The 20,705-nt window shown below is 72.0% G+C and carries 16 protein-coding genes and 2 pseudogenes; 9 read left to right on the top strand and 9 right to left on the bottom strand.

Annotated features, from left to right (window positions below):
* Positions 1-160 precede the first annotated feature (160 nt).
* Complete coding sequence (locus ACRRSS_RS13925) at positions 161-613, top strand: SRPBCC family protein (RefSeq protein ID WP_435971519.1); 453 nt, start codon at positions 161-163, stop codon at positions 611-613.
* Positions 614-683: 70 nt separating this feature from the next.
* Here ACRRSS_RS13925 and ACRRSS_RS13930 read toward each other — a convergent pair whose 3' ends face one another.
* Both ACRRSS_RS13930 and ACRRSS_RS13935 read right to left on the bottom strand, forming a co-directional pair.
* Positions 684-1,364, bottom strand: coding sequence for a class I SAM-dependent methyltransferase (locus ACRRSS_RS13930; RefSeq protein ID WP_435971520.1), 681 nt, complete (start codon positions 1,362-1,364; stop codon positions 684-686).
* Positions 1,365-1,504: 140 nt separating this feature from the next.
* Positions 1,505-2,380: a VOC family protein gene (locus ACRRSS_RS13935; protein ID WP_435971521.1), complete on the bottom strand. Its 876-nt coding sequence runs from the start codon at positions 2,378-2,380 to the stop codon at positions 1,505-1,507.
* Between the two features lie 32 nt (positions 2,381-2,412).
* Here ACRRSS_RS13935 and ACRRSS_RS13940 point away from each other — a divergent pair, with 32 nt between their 5' ends.
* The 4 genes from ACRRSS_RS13940 (at position 2,413) to ACRRSS_RS13955 (ending at position 5,572) form a co-directional block, all read left to right on the top strand.
* A complete protein-coding gene (locus ACRRSS_RS13940; protein WP_435971522.1) occupies positions 2,413-3,078 on the top strand; it encodes a TetR/AcrR family transcriptional regulator in 666 nt (221 codons plus the stop codon).
* Positions 3,079-3,283: 205 nt separating this feature from the next.
* Positions 3,284-3,781 (top strand): SigE family RNA polymerase sigma factor, encoded by a 498-nt coding sequence (locus tag ACRRSS_RS13945; RefSeq protein WP_435971523.1) that lies wholly within the window; start codon positions 3,284-3,286, stop codon positions 3,779-3,781.
* A complete protein-coding gene (locus ACRRSS_RS13950) occupies positions 3,774-4,169 on the top strand; it encodes a hypothetical protein (RefSeq protein WP_435971524.1) in 396 nt (131 codons plus the stop codon). Before ACRRSS_RS13945 ends, ACRRSS_RS13950 begins: the two co-directional genes overlap by 8 nt.
* A gap of 146 nt (positions 4,170-4,315) precedes the next feature.
* Positions 4,316-5,572: a mannosyltransferase family protein gene (locus ACRRSS_RS13955; RefSeq protein ID WP_435971525.1), complete on the top strand. Its 1,257-nt coding sequence runs from the start codon at positions 4,316-4,318 to the stop codon at positions 5,570-5,572.
* A 101-nt stretch (positions 5,573-5,673) separates the two neighbouring features.
* Here ACRRSS_RS13955 and ACRRSS_RS13960 read toward each other — a convergent pair whose 3' ends face one another.
* The 3 genes and pseudogenes from ACRRSS_RS13960 to ACRRSS_RS13970 form a co-directional block, all read right to left on the bottom strand.
* Positions 5,674-8,634 carry an NACHT domain-containing protein gene (locus ACRRSS_RS13960; protein WP_435971526.1) on the bottom strand — a complete coding sequence of 987 codons (2,961 nt, stop codon included), beginning with the start codon at positions 8,632-8,634 and terminating at the stop codon, positions 5,674-5,676.
* Between the two features lie 54 nt (positions 8,635-8,688).
* Entirely contained in the window at positions 8,689-9,057 is a 369-nt protein-coding gene (locus ACRRSS_RS13965; protein WP_435971527.1) for a hypothetical protein, read from the bottom strand.
* 1,064 nt (positions 9,058-10,121) lie between these two features.
* A pseudogene (locus ACRRSS_RS13970) lies at positions 10,122-10,456 on the bottom strand (crotonase/enoyl-CoA hydratase family protein); the annotation flags it as partial.
* A gap of 149 nt (positions 10,457-10,605) precedes the next feature.
* Here ACRRSS_RS13970 and ACRRSS_RS13975 point away from each other — a divergent pair.
* Positions 10,606-12,492, top strand: a complete 1,887-nt coding sequence (locus tag ACRRSS_RS13975) for an AMP-dependent synthetase/ligase (RefSeq protein ID WP_435971528.1) — start codon at positions 10,606-10,608, stop codon at positions 12,490-12,492.
* A gap of 153 nt (positions 12,493-12,645) precedes the next feature.
* Here ACRRSS_RS13975 and ACRRSS_RS13980 read toward each other — a convergent pair whose 3' ends face one another.
* The 4 genes from ACRRSS_RS13980 to ACRRSS_RS13995 form a co-directional block, all read right to left on the bottom strand.
* Complete coding sequence (locus tag ACRRSS_RS13980; protein WP_435971529.1) at positions 12,646-13,857, bottom strand: helix-turn-helix domain-containing protein; 1,212 nt, start codon at positions 13,855-13,857, stop codon at positions 12,646-12,648.
* 215 nt (positions 13,858-14,072) lie between these two features.
* The gene (locus tag ACRRSS_RS13985) at positions 14,073-15,017 is read right to left on the bottom strand and encodes a hypothetical protein (RefSeq protein WP_435971530.1); all 945 of its coding nucleotides are present in this window, start codon (positions 15,015-15,017) and stop codon (positions 14,073-14,075) included.
* Between the two features lie 66 nt (positions 15,018-15,083).
* A complete protein-coding gene (locus ACRRSS_RS13990; RefSeq protein WP_435971531.1) occupies positions 15,084-16,721 on the bottom strand; it encodes a DUF6801 domain-containing protein in 1,638 nt (545 codons plus the stop codon).
* A gap of 133 nt (positions 16,722-16,854) precedes the next feature.
* Complete coding sequence (locus tag ACRRSS_RS13995) at positions 16,855-17,490, bottom strand: hypothetical protein (protein ID WP_435971532.1); 636 nt, start codon at positions 17,488-17,490, stop codon at positions 16,855-16,857.
* 628 nt (positions 17,491-18,118) lie between these two features.
* Between ACRRSS_RS13995 and ACRRSS_RS14000 the strand changes: the two genes are divergently transcribed.
* From ACRRSS_RS14000 to ACRRSS_RS14010, 3 genes and pseudogenes are all read left to right on the top strand, one after another.
* Entirely contained in the window at positions 18,119-19,132 is a 1,014-nt protein-coding gene (locus ACRRSS_RS14000) for an ABC transporter ATP-binding protein (protein ID WP_435971533.1), read from the top strand.
* An 11-nt stretch (positions 19,133-19,143) separates the two neighbouring features.
* Positions 19,144-19,893: pseudogene (locus ACRRSS_RS14005) on the top strand (MlaE family ABC transporter permease); the annotation flags it as partial.
* A 5-nt stretch (positions 19,894-19,898) separates the two neighbouring features.
* Positions 19,899-20,705: an MlaE family ABC transporter permease gene (locus ACRRSS_RS14010; protein WP_189801008.1), complete on the top strand. Its 807-nt coding sequence runs from the start codon at positions 19,899-19,901 to the stop codon at positions 20,703-20,705.

The following is a 20,705-nucleotide window of genomic DNA, read 5'->3' on the forward strand; positions in this document are numbered from 1 at the left end:
GTGTCCTCGTGTCCGGCCGTCGCGCCGCCCAGGTCGCCGGGGAGCGGTGGACGCCGTGGGAGATTGCGGTGGCGCCGGACCGCGCGCACGATGATCCTGAGCGCGGCCCGACCAGTGGGTCCGACGTGCCGCGGTCCGATCTCGGAGGAGGCGCACTCCCATGGCCACCCGTCATCAGCTGATTCGCCGTCCCCCGGACGCCGTGTGGGCCGTCCTCGCCGATCCGCGTCTCTACGGCGAGTGGGTGATCGGTCCGTCCGAGTCCACGCCGCTCGACGCGGCCTGGCCCGAGGTCGGCTCCCGGATCCGCTACTCCGTGCGGTTCGGCCCCTGGTCGGCCGACGGGGTGACCACGGTCCGGCACACCGTTTCCGGACGTGAGCTGGAGCTGGAGGCGTCGTTCGCGTCCCTCGGCACGGCGAGGATCTTCCTCCAGCTCAGGCCGTGGGGCGAGGAGACCCTCGTCGTGTGTGACGAGCACCCCCTGCGCGGTCTGGGCGGGAAGCTGCACAACTCGGTCAGCGAGGCCGCGATCCAGCTCCGCCACCGGGGCATGCTGGCCCGCCTGGCGGGGCTCGTCGAGCGGGACCGTGCCGGGAGCCGGCCGGACTGACACGGGGGTGCCCGGCTCGGGACCGTGTCAGGCCGACCGGCCGCTCACGGAGGCGCGGGTGTGACCGGGCTCAGCGGAGCCGGCGGGCGCGGAGGACCAGGTCGTCGGTGTGGTGGGCGCCGGCGCCGCCGTCCGGTGCCACGCGCGGGCGCTGCTCGTCCACCTCGATCGCCCAGTCCTCGCCGAGGAGCTCCGTGACCATCGACGGCCACACGTAGTCGGCGGGGTCGAAGCCGCTGTCGTTCGGCGGCTGGGTGTCCATGCCCGCGTGGTGCACGAGCAGCAGCACCCCGCCGACGGCCACGGCCGAGAGCAGCGCCCGCTCGGCGGCGGCGTCGGGCGTGCGCAGCAGGGCCGGGTACTGGGCGGAGACCAGGTCGAACGAGGCCGGCGGGAGGGCCGCCTCCGTGAGCGTGGCGTGGACCCAGCGAACGGTGACGCCGGCGTCCCGCGCGTGACCGGTCGCCCGTTCCAGCGCGATGCCCGAGACCTCGAGGGCGGTCACGTCCCAGCCGCCGCGCGCGAGCCAGACGGCGTCCGCGCCCTCGCCGCACCCGACGTCGAGGACCCGCCCGGGGGTGAGCCCGGCCACCTCGGCCACGAGCGCGCCGTTGGGCCGGCCGCTCCAGAGTCGGTGCCGGTCGGCGTACCTGTTGTCCCACTCCGCGCGTACCGCGGGGTCTCCGAGGTAGCCGTCGGTGGGCGAGAGGGTGTCGTGGGCGGGCGCTCCCGCTGCGATGTCGTCGGTCACGGGCTCAGCGTCGCCCCTCGTGTCCCCGCCGCGCCAGCGCTGTTGCCGGTCCGGCAAAACGGTGGGCGAGCCGGGCCGGGAACGGCCCCCGCGCCGCCCTCGGACACGGGGGCGGCGCGGGGCCGTTCCGCGCCGGGCCGTCACTCGGCCCAGGGCAGGACGCGGGTGCCCTCGGTGCCGGGGACCGAGGCCACGCCGTCCGCGCGCATGGCGACGTGGGCCTCGGCCGCCTCGGGGGCGTGGACCTGGCGGAGCGCACCCGGCGGCAGGACGACGGTCCGCCCGGCCGGGATCTTCTCGGTGCGGCCCGCGCAGGTGATGTCGAGCGTTCCGGAGGTGACCGTCCAGACCTGTTCGCGGTCGACGGCGTGCTCGGGGCCCGTCCGGCCGGCCTCCATGGCGACGGTCCAGGTGCTCAGTTCCGTGCTGCCCCTGCTGGGCGCGGCCAGGCCGGTCATGCGGGCGTTCGGCGACTCGGTGACGTGTTCGGGGGCGGGGGTGATGACGACCGCGGCGGGCTCCTCCGCCTCTTCGGACCGCACCGGCTCGTCGGGGGTGGCCCATTCGACGAACTGGACGACCACTCCGTTCGGGTCGGTGAGCTGGAACAGCCGCTCGCCCCAGGGTTCTTCGCGCAGCGGCATGGTGATCGGGGCACCGGCCTCGCGCAGACGCCGTTCCTCGTCCCCGATCCCGGTGACGGTGAGCGCGAGGATCAGGCCCGTGGCCCGCCGGTCGCGCTGCTCGGGCGGGAGTACGTCGCTGCCGTGGCGCAGCAGCACGACGTCGGCGGCGCCGTCGCCGCGGGTCAGGGACGCGAAGCCGTCCGCGGCCATGGCGACCTGGTAGCCGAGGTACGTGCGGAAGAACTCACGCGAGGCGTCCACGTCGGCGACGGTGAGGGACAGGGTGGAGGCGGTGACGTTCAGGGCTGCTCCAGGGCAAGGAGTGGATTCGTTTACTCGGGCGATTTTTGCGACGGACGTAACTTTAGACAGGGCCTGATGATAGGTCAAGCGTAATGTTGCTACGGAGGTAAGATTTCCCCATGAGCAACGAGCTGGGACTCCGCGAGTCCAAGAAGCAGGAGACCAGGCAGCTGATCTCCGACCGCGCGACCAGGCTCTTCATCGAGCAGGGCTTCGAGCGGACCACCATCGCCGAGATCGCCACCGCGGCCCGCGTGGCCAAGAAGACCGTGACCAACTACTTCCCCCGCAAGGAGGACCTGGCCCTCGACCACCACGAGGCGTTCACCCAGGGCCTGGCCCGGGCCGTCGCCGAACGCGATCCCGGCGAGGAGCCGCTCACCGCCCTGGGGCGGACGTTCCGCACCGCCCTGCTCGAACACAGCCCCGTCGTCGGCTTCACCGGCCCCGCGTTCGCCCGCATGGTGGCCGACAGCCCCACCCTCACCGCCCGGCTGCGCGAACTGCACGACCGGCGGGAGGAGGCGCTCGCCGAGGCGCTCGCCGCCGCGGCCCCGGACGCCACCCCCGACCCCGCCTCCGGCCCCGCCCCGGCCATCGCGCCCCGGGCCGCCGCCGCCCTGATCGCCGCGGCGGACCGTCTGCTGTTCCGGCGCATCCAGGAACTCACCCTGGCCGGCCGCGCCGACGAGCAGATCGAGGCCGTCCTGCTCCCCGAGGCCGATCACCTCCGCGCCCTCCTCGCCGCCGCCCTCGGCGACGACCCCGCGGCCATGGGCTGGTGACCTCGCCACCCCGTCCGAGCTCTCCGGGCGGGGGTGCGGCCCCGGGCGGCGGGATCGGCCGAGGGGCTGAGGTGCGCTGCCCTGACGCGTGTCCCCGTGGTGCGGTTCCGTGATGACGATCACCTTTGTTCCCGGAGCCCGGTGTCAACCGGAAGGCCCGCGGCGGGCGTATGCGGGGTGAAGTCGGAAGATCCGGGAGTTGCTGTTGACCGTCGAGGAGTTCGAAGAGTTCTACGCCCAAGCGGCGGCACGACTCACGGGCCAGTTGTACGTGATGCTCGGCGACCTGCACGAAGCGCAGGACGTCGTGCAGGAGGCCTTCGTCAAGGGCTGGAGCCGCAGGCGTCAGCTGGACCGGGAGGGTCAGCCCGAGGCGTGGATCCGCACCGTCGCGTGGCGGCTCGCGGTGAGCCGCTGGCGTTTCCGGCGGCGGACCTCCGAGGCGTGGAAGCGCGGGGGAGCGCCGCCGGCCGTCGAGGGGCCGGGGCCGGACCACCTGGTCCTGGTCGACGCCCTGCGCGAGCTGCCGCCGCAGCAGCGCCGGTCGCTCGCCCTCCACTACCTCTGCGACCTCAGCGTGGAGCAGGTCGCGGGCGAGACCGGACTGTCGACCGGCACCGTCAAGACCCATCTGGCCCGGGGGCGGGCGGCGCTCGCCGGCCGGCTCCAGGACCCGCGTATCGAGGAGGCGCCCGGTGACTGAGCCCCACGACCACGACCCTCTCAGGTCGCTCTTCCAGCAGGCCGCCGCCGACGGGCGGTCGCGGTCGGTGCAGCCTTCGGCGGCCGACATCACCGCCCGGGGCCGCGGCGCCCGGCGGCGCCGCCTCGCGGTGTTCGCCGCGGGAGCCTGCCTGGTCGTCGGAGGCGGCGGCGCGGCCCTCGCCGCGCTTCTGCCCGGTCGGGCGGACCCCGTCCTGCCCGCCACCACCCCTTCGGTGAGCGGCCCGTCGCCCATGGGCACGACCAGCCCGCCCCCGTCCTTCGACCGTCCGACCGGCACGAACCCGCCGACCATCGGCACGACGACGTCCCCGCCGGGCGGCCCGCCCTCCTCGACGTCGAACGGCTCGACGCCGCCCGACGGCTGAGCGTGTCCGGTGGCTGAGGGCTCCGGCCCGGAACGGCGCCCCGCCGCCGCGCCGCCCCACGCCTCCACCGTTCCCCGCCGCCTGCGACGGGATCGCCCCTCGACGGGGAGCGATCCCGCGGCCTTCCGTACCCTTGAGAGTCCTGAATGCCCTTTATATTCACTTATGTGGCGGGTGAGGAGACACGCGCGCCCGGCTCCGCGTCCTCCCCGGCCCGTGCCCCCGCCACCGCGTCCACCCCCACCTCCACCCTTCTGGACCGGCTCCGGCGATTCCGTCCCGACGCCGCCGATCGTGAGGTGCTGTGGCTCTACCTCCTCACCCGGCTCGCCGTCCTCCTCACCGCCTACTGCACCCGCTGGATCTTCCCCGCCGACCCCGAGACCCGTGACCCGGGACCGGCCCTCGCCGTCTTCGAGCGCTGGGACTGGAGCCACTACCTGCACATCGCCCGTGACGGGTACTTCCCCGACGACCCGGGTGCCTCGCCGGAGCCGTGGGACAACCGCGAGGCCTTCTTCCCCGGCTTCCCCCTCGTCCTGCGCGCCGTCCACACCGTGGTGCCGGACTGGACGGTCGCCGGACTCCTCGTCTCGCTCGTCTCCGGGGCCGTCGCCGTGCTCGCCCTGGCCCGCGTCGCCCGCCTCCACCTGCCGCAGGCCGGGGGCGGGGGCCGCACCGTCCTGTTGCTGCTGCTCTCCCCGTGCGCGGTCTTCCTGGCCGTGGGCTACACCGAAGCCCTCTTCCTCGCCTTCGCCCTGCCGGCCTGGCTCGCCGCACAGCGCCGCGCCTGGCCCCTCGCCGCCGTCCTGACCGCCTGCGCCACCACCGTACGGATCAGCGGACTCTTCCTCGCCGCCGCGCTCGCCGTCCACTTCGCCCTGACGGCCCGTGACCGCCGCACCTGGCGCCTGCTGCCCTGGCTGACCCTGCCCGCGCTGCCCCCACTGCTCTACACGGTCTACCTGCACGCCCACACCGGCGACTGGATGGCGTGGAAGCACGCGCAGGAACGCGGCTGGTACCGCGACTTCCACACCCCCTGGGACGCCTGGAGCACGACCTGGGAGTCCGCCTTCGGACACGTCCAGACCACGCCGTACGCCGTTCTCTGGCAGGCCGAACTCCTGGCCATGACTCTCGGCCTGCTCATGGTCGCGCTCCTGGTCCGCGCACGCCGGTGGCCCGAGGCCTGCTACATCGCGCTGAGCCTCTGGGCGCTGGGGACCTCGTACTGGTACATGTCCATCCCCCGCGCCACCCTCCTGTGGTGGCCGCTGTGGATCACGCTCGCCGGGTGGACCCTCCGCGGACCGCGCCTCATGACCGTCTACCTGTGCCTGGTGGCGCCGCTGTCCGTCGTCGTGGCCGTCACCTTCTTCTCCGGCCGCTGGGCCGGCTGACGGAGAACCGGCCGTACGCCGCGACCGCGCGCGCCGACGAGCCCGGACAGCGGCTGTCGGGCGGCCGGAGGTCCGCGGCCGCCGGGGAGTCCGGACCCGACTCAGGAGACCTGCGCGGCGGGCACGCTCCAGATGTCGTGGCCCGCCGACCAGTTCCGCACGAACCTCTGGGCGGGAGGGAGCAGCCGGGGCATCAGCGGGTCGAGGTGCTTGGCACCCTCCGTACGGGCCTTCAGCAGCAGCGCCACGGACAGGGGGCGGCGGAACTCCCTCGCGGCGTACCTGTCGTCGAGTATCTCCACGAGCCCCATGCACAGGTACAGCAGACCCGTGAGCGCCCCGCTCCCCCCGCTCTCCCCTCCGTGTCCCGCTTCGGCCGCCCGGTCGTACAGCGCTCGGAACGCCCTGTCGCAGCGGACGGAACCGCCGGAGTTCCAGTAGGTGAGGAAAGAGCTGTCCAGGCGGGGTACGTCGAGGTTCACCAGGGTGTCCAAGGGGTTCCCGAGGACGTCGGCCAGCCCGCTCAGGGCGCTCAGGGCGGTGTCGTACCGCTGGACGTCCGGCGGGGCGCCGCCGACGACGTCGAAGATCCAGGCGGCCGGCGACACGGGGCCGAGCCCGTTCGGGACCGGTGCCGTGTCGAGCATGACGGACAGGACGTTCGTGCGCGCGGCGTCCGGCGGACCGGCGGCGAGCCGGGCCCGCGGGCCGGCCAGCGTCCGGACCTCCGCCGCACCGGTGTACAGACAGAGGGCCCACCCCGCGGCGGAGCGCCGCACGCAGCTCGACGCGATCCGGTGCAGCCCCGCGAGCCGGCCGAGGTGGCCGCGTACGGGATCGGCGTGGACGCTCACCTGCCGCCGCTCGGCCTGTTCTCCGGGCAGGTACTGCACGTTCGCGACGAGCCACGCCATCGCGAGGCCGCGTGAGGTCCCCACCAGGGACTCCTCGGACAGGTACTCCTCGGCCACCTCCCGGAACGCCGTCCAGGCCGCCTCCGTGTAGGGCCCCGACGGCGACAGGAACTTCCTCAGCTCGTCCGAGCCGCTGATCAGATAGGTGTCGACGGCGAGGGTGACGAGCAGCCGCATGGTCGCGACGTTGATCTTCACCACGTCGAGCCAGCGCGCCATGAACTCGACGAGCGTCCGCAGCCCCCCGCCCTCGGCAGTACGGCCGCGTTCGAGCAGCCGCGTCACGACACGACTGCTCCCGCCGGCCCACTTCTCGTCGGCCAGGTTCATGCAGATCTGCGCGAGGATCTCCCACCGGCCTCCCATCAGTTCGGGCAGCAGGTGATCCGCGAGGAGCTCCGGGGTGCCGCTGTTGCGCGCGAGGTGAAGGGCGGCGAAGTACTCCTGAAGGCTCTGGTGGGTGAACCCGAAGATCCCCGACCCGTCCGCCTCCGTGCCCATCTCCGTGAAGATCCACGCACGGCCACGGCAGAGGTCGACGAGCTCCCCGGCCAGTCGGCGCGCCTCCTCGTGGGCGGGGACCCACTCGTCTGCCATGGCCGACGAGGCGACCAGCCGCACGTCGGCCTCGGGCATGCCGGCCAGCCACCGGGGGTCGGTGATCGACCGGTAGGCCAGGGCGGCGAGGGTGTGCCGCACCGTGTCCAGGTCCGTCTCGCTGTCCACCGGGAGGCCCTGGAAGTTGTCCCAGTCGGCCAGGAGCAGTTCCGCGCACTTCCGGTACAGCTGCGCCCGGCTGCGGGGTATGAAGCGGTGCCCCCGGTACAGCACGCAGATGTAGGCCAGCAGGAGTGGATTGCACCGGAGGTCCGGGCTGTTCGCGCTCTCCCGCATGAACGCCTCCGTCACCCGGCCGGGCGGCTCCGGCAGGCGCGATCCCACCGAGAACCACTTGAAGACGTACGCGCGGACCTCGCCGTCGTCGAACGGGCGGACGCGGAACTCGTGGAAGGTCGACGGGTTGAGCCGCGCCGAGCTGTATCCCACGATGCGGGAGGTGGCGAGGATGCGGGACAACGGATAGAGACGGCTCGCGGTCTCGATGATCTCGGACGACCGGCGCCGCACGCTCTCCGACTGCACCTCGTCCAGACCGTCGAACAGCAGCAGGGCCGAGCCGTCGAGGAGCATCTCCTCGACCAGGCCCTCCGGCACCTTGATCTGGTACCGGTGGGACAGCTGGCCTTCGATGACCTTGATCAACGAGAAGCCCGAAGCGGTGAAGTCGACCTCGCGCATCACCACGTAGAAGGGGACCGACCGGCCCTGCCGGAAGAGGAGACACGCGGCCAGGGAACTGCTCGTGGACTTACCGGCCCCGGGGTCGCCCAGCAGTACGGTCCGGTCGACGGCGTCGAGGAAGGTGTCGAAGGAGACGTGCCGCTCGGCCTGCCCGTCGACCAGACGCGGTGGGACGAAGATCTTGCTGTAGTGGATGCGGCGGCGGTTGCCGAGGTCCGGGAGCGGTATCTCCTCGTGGAGCGCGAAGGCCCTGCGGTAGCGCTCGGTCCACTCCTCCCGTTCCCCGGCCGTCGGCCGGTCCGGGCGGGCCAGCGACGAGAGGTAGGAGTCGAGGGAGTCGGCCGTGGTCCTCGCCAGGGTGACGTGCGCCCAGTCGACGGCGTCCGTGTCCGGCTTCTGCGCCGCGCGCAGCGCGCCGACCAGCTCCACGCAGCGGCGATGCAGGTGGGAGAAGACGAGTTCCGCGTACGTGGTCATGGCGACGGCGTCGGTGTCCGGGAAGCGCTCCCTGAACCGGCCGCGCAGAGCCAGCCTCACCTTCGTCGTGGCCCGCGGACCGTCGCCGGCCAGCTCGATGGCGACCAGATGCCGCGCGATCGCCCTGATCTCCGGGGAGTCGAGGAACCGGAGGACCTCGTCCCCGGTCATGTCGCCGGGAGGCGCGTCGACCAGGGCGGCCGCGGGGACGGCGGACGGATCCGCGGCCAGGTCGGCGAGGCGCGCCAGGACCTGCGCGAGACCTCCCCCGGCCTGCCCCCGCCGGACCAGTTCGCGCTCCACACGGCCGATGAGACGCCCCGCGGCCGCGCCCGCCAGCCGGCCGTCGATGGCTGCTTTGACGCTCAAGCGATTCCCCCTGCTGGTCGTGGCTGCCGGAGACCGTGGGCCTCTGCCCCGTGGTCAGAACCCGATCGGGATGCCCAGGAAGCCCGCGACCGCCTGGGCGGAACCCGTCGCGAGGACCGGGGGCAGGTACGTCCGCGCGCCCTGCCAGACCCGCTGGGCCAGCCCGCGCACGCGGCCCGCGTCGGGCGCCGCACCGGCGAGCTCCGCCCGCAGCGCCTCGGCGTCGGCGACGACCGCGGCCCGGTCCTCGGCGGAGAGGTCCGTGGTCCGCGCGGCGGCCAGCACCTCGCGGGCGAAGGCGGCGAGCTGCTGGGGGTCGTAACCGAACGTGTTGTGCTGGACGTTGCCCTGACCCAGCTGGGGCGCTCCGCCGTTGACGGTGACGTTCCAGGTGTTCCGGACGTTGTGCTGCTGCTCGCTCACGTCATCCTCGCAGTGGTGTGGGTGTGGGTGTGGGTGTGGGTGTGGGGGTGCGTGTGGGTCCGGGGCTTCGGGGCCCTCGGCCGCCGTGCGGCGCTCGTGCCGCGGCTTCACAGGAGGCGCTGGACCGCGAGGAGCGCCATCTGGGCGTCCGAGGTCATGAGGCTCTCCCGGAGGTCTTCGAGGAGCCTCCGGACCCGGCCGGGCCGTGGGTCCTCCCGGCCCGCCTCGCGCTCCAACGCCTCGGCGTCCTCGACGATCCGGTCCCGGACGGTCTCCGGGACGGTCAACGAGCCGCCGGAGACCATCTCGTGCAGTTCGCTCGCGAACCTCATGACCTGTCCCAGGTCCGGTCCGTGGTTGTGCTGGACGTTGCCCTGGCCGATCTGGGGCGCGCCCCCATGGACCGAGATGTTCCAGTTCTGCTGGATGCCGCCCGGCCGTCGACCGGTCAGGTAGCCCCTGACGTCCGTCTTGTCGACCCACCCGCACTCCCGTCCGCGCGGGGTGAGCGTGATCGCCGCCGGGTGGCCGTCGACCCGCTCGACCGTGATGAGTCTCTCCTCCTCCAGGAACGTGACCGCGGCGGCGATCTCGTCGGGGCTCAGTGCCGTGTCCAGGACCTGCGCGTGCGCCGACTCCCCGAAGGTCCCCAAATCCAGACGGTGTTCGGGGAACACGTCGATGGCGGCGGTGACCAGGCCGTTGACCGCGGCGTCGTACCGCACGATCGGACGGTCCCGGTCGTGCAGGAGCTTCTCGGCGTGGACGGCACCGGCGGGAGTGACCCTCCAGATCATCTGGTAGGCGGCGCCCAGGGGTTGGACGAGCCCCGCCTGCTGAAGGTGTCCGACCAGCACACGGAGCCGGTGGACGCCCAGCTCTCCCCAGCCGGGCAGCAGGTCGATGGCGGTGTAGTCGACCGGGTTGGCCTCGTTCGCCTGGTACATCGCCACGAGCAGCAGGGCCGAGGCCCGTTCCGTCTCCACCGGTCGATCGTAGATCGCCGACCGGCCTCCGGTCCCCCGGACGGCGCAACGGACGCCCCGGCTCGCGCCACGACCCGGACCGGTCAAGGCGGGGCCCGCGACGGCCGCGATGACCGGCTCGGACAGGGACGGGCGGGCCGGGCCCATCAGGCCGTCGCCGTCCGGCTCCTTCCGGTTGCCGCGCCCGGTGCCGATCGACGTGAGGTCCGCACCGGCGCGGAAGGTCCCGCCCTCGCCCCACAGCGCGGCCACCGAGGCATCAGGGGCCGCGTCGAACGCCCGGAAGGCGTCGCTCAGTTGCCGGGCCGTCGGTCCGTCCACGGCGTCGCGTGCGGCGGGCCGCGACAACCCCGCGGTCGTCACGGCCCCTCGCGTTCGACGCGGACGGCGGGTGTCGCTGAGTCGTCGGTGATGGCCGCGGTCCGGCCGGGCCGTGATCCGGGGACCAGATCCTCCCGCCCCCTTACGCGCCGAGACGTTTCGTCCTAGCCTCGCCACACCGCTCACAAGTTACCTGCCGGTCAATGAATCGTTGACGGCCACACCGGGCCCGGAGGCCGCCATGAGTTCGGCGCAGTACCCGCTCGAAAGCCGCCCGCCCTCCCTGGCGCACCTCTTCCTCTCCAGGGTCGAGGCGACACCCGACGGCGAGGCCTATCGCTACCCGGTGGCGACGGACCACGGCGCTCAGGGCGCGGAGGAGTGGCGCTCGCTGACCTGGGCCGGGACCGCGGAGCGCGTCAAGGCGATCGCGGCCGGCCTGCTCACCCTCGGACTGCGGCCCGAGGAGCGGGTGGCCATCTCCTCCTCGACCCGGCTGGAGTGGATCCTCGCCGACCTGGGCGTGATGTGCGCGGGAGCGGCCGTGACCGCCGTCTATCCGAGCACCGACGCCGAGGAGACGGCGTACATCCTCGCCGACTCGGGCAGCCGGGCGATCTTCGTCGAGGACGCGGTCCAGCTGGCCAAGGTGGCCGCCCACACGGATCGACTGCCCGCGCTCGACCACGCGATCCTCATCGACGCGGAGGCGGACCTGCCCCGGGTCGAGGGGGTCGACGTGCTGACCCTCGCCGACCTGGAGAAGCGCGGAGCGGAGCACCTGCGGGAGCGTCCGGACCTGATCGACACGACGGTCGGGGCCATCGAGCGGGAGCAGCTCGCCACCCTCATCTACACCTCCGGGACGACCGGCCGCCCGAAGGGCGTGCGCCTGGTGCACGACTGCTGGTCCTACCAGGGGGTCGCGCAGGAGGTCAGCGGGCTGCTGCGCCCCGACGACGTGCAGTTCCTCTGGCTGCCGCTGTCCCACGTCTTCGGCAACGCCCTGATCTCCGGTCAGGTGAGGACGGGAAGCGTGATCGCGGTGGACGGACGCGTCGACCGCATCGTCACCAACCTGCCCGCCGTCCGGCCCACCGTGATGGCGTCCGCGCCGCGGATCTTCGAGAAGGTCTACAACGGCATCGCGGCCAGGGCGAGGGCCGAGGGCGGTGTCCGGTACCGGATCTTCCTGTGGGCGGGGCAGGTCGCCCGCGACTACGCGAGGACCGGGCAGGAGAGCCTCGTGGCGACGGGACGGCGCACGGTGCCCCGGTGGCTCACCCTGCGGCACGCCGTCGCCGACAGACTCGTCTACGGCAGGATCCGGGCGGCCTTCGGCGGCGAGCTGCGCGGCAGCGCCTCGGGCAGCGCGGCGCTCGCCCCGGACATCGGCTACTTCTTCGCCGGCGCCGGGGTGCCCGTCCTGGAGGGCTACGGCCTGACGGAGACCAGCGCCGCCGTCACCGTCAACCCCGCGGAGGACTTCCGGGTGGGCACGGTCGGTCGGCCCCTGCCCGGCACCGAGGTCCGCGTCGCCGAGGACGGGGAGCTGCTCCTGAGGGGCCCCGGGGTCATGCGGGGGTACCACAACCTTCCGGAGCGGACCGCCGAGGTCCTGGAGAGCGACGGCTGGTTCCGCACCGGTGACATCGGCGAGGTCGACAAGGACGGCTTCGTCCGGATCACCGACCGCAAGAAGGACCTGTTCAAGACGTCCGGCGGCAAGTACGTGGCCCCCACGGAGATCGAGAGCCGCTTCAAGTCCGTCTGTCCGTACGTGAGCAACATCCTGGTCATCGGGAACGGCCGCAACTACTGCACGGCCCTGATCACGCTCGACGAGAGTGCCGTCATGCCCTGGGCGGCGGCCCACGGACTGGGGGGCCGGACCTATGCCGAGGTCGTCTCCTCACCGGAGGCGCACGAGCTGGTCGACGGCTTCGTCCAGCGCGTCAACGGCGATCTGCAGCGGTGGCAGACCATCAAGAAGTTCTCGGTGCTGCCGCGCGACCTCGACATCGAGCACGGCGAGCTGACCCCGAGCCTGAAGGTGAAGCGGCCCGTCGTGGAGCGGGGGTACGCCGAGGTCATCGAGGCGATGTACGAGGGTGCCCGCGAGGCCTGACGCCCGTCCGTCCGGTACGGCGGCCCGTCCGGGCTCTCGGGTACGGCGGCCCGTACGGGAGAGCCCGGGCGGTTCGTCCGGTACGGCAGGTCCACGGCCGTACCGGACGTCGTGCCCACCTCGCCGGGTGGTGGGGGACCCGGGGGTGAACCCTCAGTCCGGGCGCCTCGCGCCGAGGAGGTGGAGCGAGCGCAGGGCCGCTTCGAGGGCGAAGCGGTGGTCGGGGTCGAGGAGCCGGGCGCCGAAGTGGTTGTCCAGGTTCCGCAGGCGGTAGCGGACCGTCTGGGCGTGCACACCCAGCATCTCGCCGACCTGTTCGGCGGGGGCCCGGGTGGAGACGTGGACGCGCAGGGTCTCGATCAGCCGCTCGCGCCGGGTGCCGGACAGGCTGTCGAGCGGGGCCAGTTCACGCGCGGCGAGGTGGGCCGTGAGGGCGGGATCGGACAGTAACCATAACGTTGTCAGATGGTCCGCGCAGTGCACGAGGGGCGCGTGCGCCACGACGCCGTCGTCGATGAGCTGGAGGACGCGGCGCGCCCAGCGGATCGAGTGGGCGGCCTGCACCGGCGGCACGGTCAGACCGACGACGGCGGGGGTGCCGGCCAGGGCCGATTCGAGCATGGTGAGCCGCTCGGCGGTGAGTGGGCCGGGGATGAGCAGGTGCGGGTGGGGGAGGCCGAGGTCCGCGAGGACGTCCCGGTCGAGACCCGCCTGGACGAGCTCGGCGACCGGGGTGCGGAGGGCGACCAGGGTGCACTCGGCGGGGAGTTGCCAGGAGGCCTCCTGGCACAGTTCGTTGATGGTCGCCCGGGGCAGGGGCGGACCTGCGACGACGAGGTGGAGCAGTTGTCTTCGCAGCGTGGCCACGTCGGACACCGCGCGGGACTGGACCATGACGTAGCCCTCGCGGGAGAGGGCTTCGAGCTCCTCGACGTAGGCGAAGAGGGCGTCCGCGAAGGCCAGGATCAGGGTGGGGGAGAGGTTGTACGTGCGCCCGATGCTCTTGGCCCGGCGCAGCGCGATGCGCGCGCCGAGGCGGTAGGCGCCCTGCAGGGTGTCGAGGTCCCGGCCCTCGTAGGCCTCCACCCGGCCGAACTTGCGCAGCAGTTCGTCCCGGAGGGCCGACTGGGTTCCGGGGGCGGCGACCCGCTCCACGAAGGCCGCCAGGGCCTGCTCGACGCCCTGGCGGATCGCGTCGGAGTGGGGTCCGTTGAAGAGATGGGCGTACACGGGGTAGGCCCGCTGTACCTCCACGCCGATCTCCTTGATGAGGCCGGGGATCTCCGGCCTCATCAAGTCGGCGAACTCCCTGGGAAGCGGGTCGAGCGGTTCACCGAGGTCCGGTGACTGTGCGATTGCGGGCATGGACCGATCCCTTGTTCTCCTGCGCGACCGGTGGGGGGTGACGGCGCGGCGCCCAGCCTGGCTGGATGGGCGCCGCCGGGGCCGTCAGGCGCGTACCGACGTGGACTGCTGAAGCTAAGACACCTTCTGTGTGCTGTACACAATTTGCGCAAGAGTTTGGCGTTCCGGGAGGGCGTGGGCCACCGAGTCGGCCGGGAATCGCCCCTATGTGGCCGCTAGTTGACGGCCGAGTGCCAGTTCTGCGCGAACACCTTCCCGGCGTCGGGGGCGATGAGGCCGGGCGCGTAGAGACCGGTCAGGTAGGACTGGGTGTCGTTGAGGGTGAGGCTGTTCTTGCCGGCGGGGGAGGGCAGCCCCGTCTTGAGGTTGACCGCGCCGTCGATCAGGCCGAGGAGGCCCAGGCCGCAGCCGCTGGCGCCGGGGACGGCGAAGGTGTTGTCGACCTGGGTGGAGCCCAGCATGTTGAGGCGGCTCATGTCGCCTTCCTCGTTCGCGGAGCCGTCGCCGTTGAAGCGCTCGACGGCGAAGGAGGGCGAGGTGAGGTTGCTCGGGCGCAGGATGATCGGCTTGGCCTTCGTCCCGATGTAGCAGTTGTTGCCGAGGAACGGGTTCTGCAGGCGGACGCGGACCGGGATGTTGACGATCGGCATGTCCGTGAGGACGCCCGCGATCTGGTTGAAGTCCGAGGGGGTGCCGACGGACTCCACGGTCGCGGTGATCTTGTTGAGCCTGGCGTCCGACAGCTGCCGGCAGATGTCGGTGATGAAGGGGATGTCGCTCGGACACATCAGGCCGATCAGACCGCCGGGGACGGTGGCGGAGTCGGCGATGATCGAGCCGGCGGCGGGGGCGACGACCGTGCTGGTGCCGTCGGCGTTCTGGATGACGCCGATCTGGAGGTCGCTCTTGCCGGTGATCACGGTGGTCTTGCCCAGCTTGATGGAGCCGCTGGCGGAGAAGGAGGAGACGCACTGCGGCGCCTTGTCGAGACCGTCGGCCGCGAGCATCGCCGGGGCGTCGACGGGGCAGCGGTCGAACGGCGCCCAGGAGCCGTTCGGCTGCGGGCCGGCCGCCGTCGCCGTACCGACGGAGACGAAGGCGCCGAGCGCGGTCAGGGCGGAGAGGGTGGCGAGTCGCGTGCGGGAGGAGACGAGGGGCATGGCGGGGCCTTCCGGTGAGGGGAGCGGGACGGGCGGAGGGGACGGGGTGGGGCCGGGCGCGTCGGCTCAGCGCTCCGGCTTGGGGACCACGTACGGCTGACGGTCCTTCGTGCACTGACCCTCGGTGGGCACCTCGACGCCCACGGCGCAGGTCTGGCCCTGGATCTGCTTGATGTGGTTGCCGGGGCCCGAGATGGACGCGGTGAGCAGCCGGTCGAGGTTCTCGCCGCCGGTGCCGCAGCCCTTGAAGGCGGGGACGGTCACCTCGCCGGTGAGCGGGCCGCCGCTGGTCAGGACGTAGCCGACGGCGTCGGTGCCGTTGATGAGCTGCCCCTTGCCCAGCATCACCAGGTGGTTTCCCGGGTACTTGGCGGGGTCGGGCTCGGGCGAGGTGAGCGGCTTCTCCGTGCGGCAGGAGGGGCCCACGTCCAGCCGGGTGCCGTTGACACGGACGTCGAGGACGCGCAGGACCAGGGGGGCGCGGACGTAGGTCTCCGCGATGTTGTCGGGGAAGGCGAGGGTGACGTCCGACGAGACGGTCATGGGCCCCGACTGCTCCAGGATCATCGTCGCCGTCGCCGGCACGAAGTCGAAGGTCAGGAAGGTGGAGGTGAAGGGCGGGGACTGCTTGCGCCCCTGGTAGGAGAGGACGGCGTCCGAGGTCTGCACCAGGTGCAGGGGGCCCTCCGGCGGGAAGACGATCTCCGGGCTGCCCTGTTCGATCAGGACGCAGGTCACCGGGATGAGCGAGGCGCCGTTCAGCTTGCGCACGTTGGAGTAGCCGGTGATGTACGCGGTCAGCGAGGTGGAGGTCGGGTTCTCCTTGCGGCAGGGCGGTGCGGCCGGCCGGTTCGTCGGGTCGGCGTCCGGCGCGTCCGCGTCCGCCGCCCGCGGGCCCCGGCCCGCCCCGGGGACGGCCCCCGGGTCCTTCGGGCCCGCCTGCGGTCCGCCCCGGGGGGTCTCCCGTTCCGTCGGGAGCGACGGAAGCGAGGGGCCGGAGGAGGGAGCGGGGACCGAGGGCGTGGATGAGGTGGGGCCGGTCGACGGTGTGGCGGGCCCACTCGGTTCCCCGGTGGGAGCGGCGCCGATCGGGACCGTGGCCAGCACCCTGCCGCCCTCCGTCTCCTTGCCGGGGACACAGGTGACGGAGACGGACGGGGGCGCGGTGGCCGTGGAGTCGGCCGTGCTCGGCGCGAGGTCGACGGTGAAGCCCTCGGCGGTGAGGGTCAGTTCGCCGGCGGCGTCCGTCGTCAGGGCCGGGACGTCACCGGTCGTCGTGAGCGTGAGGGGTCCTTCGGAGGGGACGGCGAGGGGCTGCGCGGTTCCGCGCCAGCCCGCCTCCGTGCGCTGCCCGTTCTGGGCGGCGCCGACCGTGAGCAGCGACTCCGCCCGTACGGTGGCGGCCTTGAGCGCGACGAGGTCGGCCACGGCCGCGGCCGGGAGCTCCACGGTGGTGGAGACGTCGGTGGGCCGGACCTCCTCGCCGACGGCCGCCCGTTCGGGGACGGTGGCCTTGATCCGTACCTTCGCCGGCTGTTCTCCGGAGGGCAGGGTGCAGCGGTAGGGGAGTTCGGTGTCGACCTCGTGCGAGCCCAGCGCGACGGCCGCCGCCGGGAGAAGGGGGGCGAGTGCCACGAGTGCGGCGATCGCCGCGCCGCGCGCATGGGCGCGGGAGGGTCGTAGGGCGGCTCGCTGGCCTCTCATCTGGTGCTCCGCTCGGGTCGTGCGCGCGCGGGCGCGTAAGGGTAGGGCGCCCCGGGGCGCGGGGGCGGGGGTGCGGACAGCCCGCGTCCGCCCGGCCGGGGTGGCCGGCCGGGCGGACGCGGGTTCCTGCGTCCTACGGGTTGGAGCCGACGATCGTCGGGATGGTGGTGGTACCCGCCTTCTTGACGAGGTAGGTGCCCTTGAAGGTCGGCTTGGCGCCGACCGGGACGGCGGAGCCGCAGTTGGTCGACGAGACGACCGTGAGCTCGCCGGCGACGCTGTTGACGGCGAGCGCGCCCGTGGAGTTGGTGTACGTGCCGGACGCCTTGCCCGTCACGCGGAAGACACAGGCGCCGACGGTCACCTTGGCGTCGACGTTGCCGACGTAGCCCTTGGTGACGCCGGTCCCGGCGGTGTAGTCCTGCGCGACGACGGTCCAGGGGGTGGTCGCGACCGTGGTCACGTTGCCGAGGACGCTGGTGCAGGGCGCGCCGCTGGCGCCGAAGGCGATGGAGCTGATGGAGGCCACGGTCGCCGGGTTGCCGGTGGCGCTCGCCATGGTGCCCGCGGCGTTCGATTTCGTACACGTCATGGCGATGCCGTTGACGCTCAGGACGACGTTGCCGGAGTTGGTCGCGGTGAAGCTGGACGGCGTCGGGTTGACGGTCCAGACCGTCGAGGGCACCGCCGAGGCGGGGGCCGCCGCGAGGGCGAACGCGGCGGATGCGGCTCCGGCGACGACGGCGAGGTTTCTGAGGGACTTCTTCATGACTCTGGGACTCTCCTTGGGGATTGACCGGCAGAGGGATGGCCGCGGTGGGGGCGGAGCGGCCGGCGGCTCGGTATTCCTCGGCCGCGAAACCTGACGTTACTTGCGGGAAACTTAGCTGAACAATGGCGCAGTCCATGATTCTTTGAAGAGCTTGAAATGCCTGTCAGGGCGGTGAGCGGTGGCGTGAATCCACTTGGTTCCGGGGTGCGCAATGTCGACAATTATGATCGATCGCTCATATCCGGGTGGCCGCTCCGTATTCAGCGCCCCGACCGGCCCGACGACCGCCCATCGCTCTCTCCGGTGACAAGTCCCGACGTGGAACTGTCTCCCGCCTGACAAGTATTCCGCTGTCGGATCCCGTCTCGGGAAAACTCGGAATCCGGTATTGCCGAAAAAGGTTACTCGGCCGTAGCGTTCCCGGGGCGGCGCCGAGTCGCAGGTCGGCGCGGCTCCGTGGGCCCGCTCTGTCTCGGTGGAGACAAAAGCCTTCCCGGCTTTGTCTCCACGGTGACAAACGAGCGAGCGGATCAAGGATTCTGCGCCACACCTATTGTCCGAGTGATCCGCAACGACTTACCGTGCGCCCGCGGCGCACATCCGACGCACGCTTGCTGGAGGTGGGATGGGAATCGAAGTAGTCGTTGAGGGTCTGACCATGTCCTTTGGCAAGCAGAACATCTGGCAGGACGTGACCCTCACCTTGCCGGCCGGAGAGGTGAGCGTGATGCTCGGCCCTTCCGGAACAGGGAAGACGGTCTTCCTGAAATCACTCATCGGGCTGCTCAAACCGCAGCAGGGCCGTGTCCTCATCAACGGGGTCGACATGGTCAGCAGCCCCGAACGCGACATCTACGAGACCCGGAAGCTCTTCGGCCTCATGTTCCAGGACGGCGCCCTCTTCGGCTCCATGACCCTCTTCGACAACATCGCCTTCCCGCTGCGCGAGCACACCCGCAAGCGGGAGACCGAGATCCGGCGCATCGTCATGGAGCGGATCGAACTGGTCGGCCTCCTCGGCGCGGAGGGGAAGCTCCCCGGCGAGATCAGCGGCGGCATGCGCAAGCGCGCCGGACTGGCCCGCGCGCTCGTGCTCGACCCGCAGATCGTCCTCTGCGACGAACCGGACTCCGGGCTCGACCCCGTCCGCACCGCCTACCTCTCCCAGCTGCTGATCGATCTCAACGCGCGGATCGACGCGACGATGCTGATCGTCACCCACAACCTCGACATCGCGGCCACCGTGCCCGACAACATGGGGATGTTCTTCCGGCGCAACCTCGTCACCTTCGGCCCGCGCGAGGTCCTCCTCACCAGCGACGAACCGGTCGTGACCCAGTTCCTCGCCGGCCGCCGCGAAGGCCCCATCGGCATGTCCGAGGAGAAGGACGCCGCCCTGCTCGCCGCCGAGCTGGTCGATCCAGCCAACCAGCGGGCGGGCGGTCCCCCCGGCATCGTCCCGCAACTCGAACCGTCGCCCGGCCTGCCGCCGCGCGCCGCCGTCGCCCGCCGCCGCGAGCGCGTCCTCGGCATGCTCGACCAGCTGCCGCCGGCCGCCCGCGCCGCCATCCGCGACACCTACGCGAGGACGGCCACCGCGCCCACCCTGTCGATGCCGGCCACCGGGAGCGGCTCGTGATCACCGGCGCGCTGCGACAGACCGGCCGGCTCTTCGCCCTCGCCGCCGAGGTGAGCCGGGCCGTCTTCCGGCGGCCCTTCCAGTTCCGGGAGTTCGTCGAGCAGTTCTGGTTCGTCGCCAGCGTCACCATCCTGCCGGCCGCGCTCGTCTCCATCCCGTTCGGCGCCGTGATCGCGCTCCAGGTCGGCTCGCTCACCCAGCAGTTGGGCGCCCAGTCGTTCACCGGCGGCGCCAGCGTCCTCGCCGTCATCCAGCAGGCCAGCCCGCTCATCGTCGCCCTCCTGATCGCCGGCGCCGGCGGCTCCGCCATCTGCGCCGACCTCGGCTCCCGCAAGATCCGCGAGGAGCTCGACGCGATGGAGGTCATGGGCGTCTCGCCCGTACAGCGCCTGGTCGTCCCACGCGTCCTCGCCACCATGGCGGTCGCCGTGCTCCTCAACGGGATGGTCTCCGTCGTCGGCACCCTCGGCGGCTACTTCTTCAACATCGTCCTCCAGGGCGGCACCCCCGGCGCCTACCTCTCCAGCTTCTCCGCCCTCGCCCAACTGCCCGACCTGTACATCAGCGAAGTGAAGGCCCTGATCTTCGGCTTCATCGCGGGCATCGTCGCCGCCTACCGGGGGCTCAACCCCCGCGGGGGCCCCAAGGGGGTCGGCGACGCCGTCAACCAGTCCGTCGTCATCACCTTCATGCTGCTGTTCTTCGTGAACATGGTCCTGACGGGCATCTACCTGCAGATCGTCCCGCCGAAGGGGGGCTGAGACCGATGGCCTCCCCGTTCGTCTGGCTCGACCGGTCCGGTGACCAACTCCTCTTCTACGTACGGGCCCTGCTCTGGATCCCACGGACGCTGCGCCGCTACCTCAAGGAGGTCCAACGGCTGCTCGCCGAGGTCGCCTTCGGCTCCGGAGGCCTCGGCGTCATCGGCGGCACCATCGGCGTCATGATCGCGATGACGCTGTTCACCGGCACCGTCGTCGGCCTCCAGGGCTACGCGGCCCTCGAACAGATCGGCACCGCCGCGTTCACCGGCTTCGTCTCCGCCTACTTCAACACCCGGGAGATCGCCCCCCTCGTCGCCGGACTCGCCCTCTCCGCCACGGTCGGCGCCGGATTCACCGCCCAACTCGGCGCCATGCGCATCAACGAGGAGGTCGACGCCCTCGAAGGCATGGGCATCCGCTCCATGCCGTACCTCGTCACCACCCGCATCATCGCGGGCGTCGTCGCCATCGTCCCGCTGTACGCGATCGGCCTGCTCTCCTCCTACCTGGCCTCCCGCTACGTGACGGTCCTCTTCAACGGCCAGTCACAGGGCACGTACGACCACTACTTCAACCTCTTCCTGTCCCCGACCGACGTCCTCCTCTCGGTGCTCAAAGTGCTGATCTTCAGCGTGATGGTGATCATCGCCCACTGCTACTACGGCTTCCGCGCCTCCGGCGGCCCCGCCGGCGTCGGCATCGCCGTCGGCCGCTCCGTGCGCAACGCCATCGTGCTGATCAGCGTCACCGACTTCTTCCTGTCGCTGGCCCTCTGGGGCGCGACCACGACCGTGAAGGTGGCGGGGTGA

Source organism: Streptomyces sp. Qhu_M48, from assembly GCF_051305195.1.
In the GTDB taxonomy this organism is placed as follows: domain Bacteria; phylum Actinomycetota; class Actinomycetes; order Streptomycetales; family Streptomycetaceae; genus Streptomyces.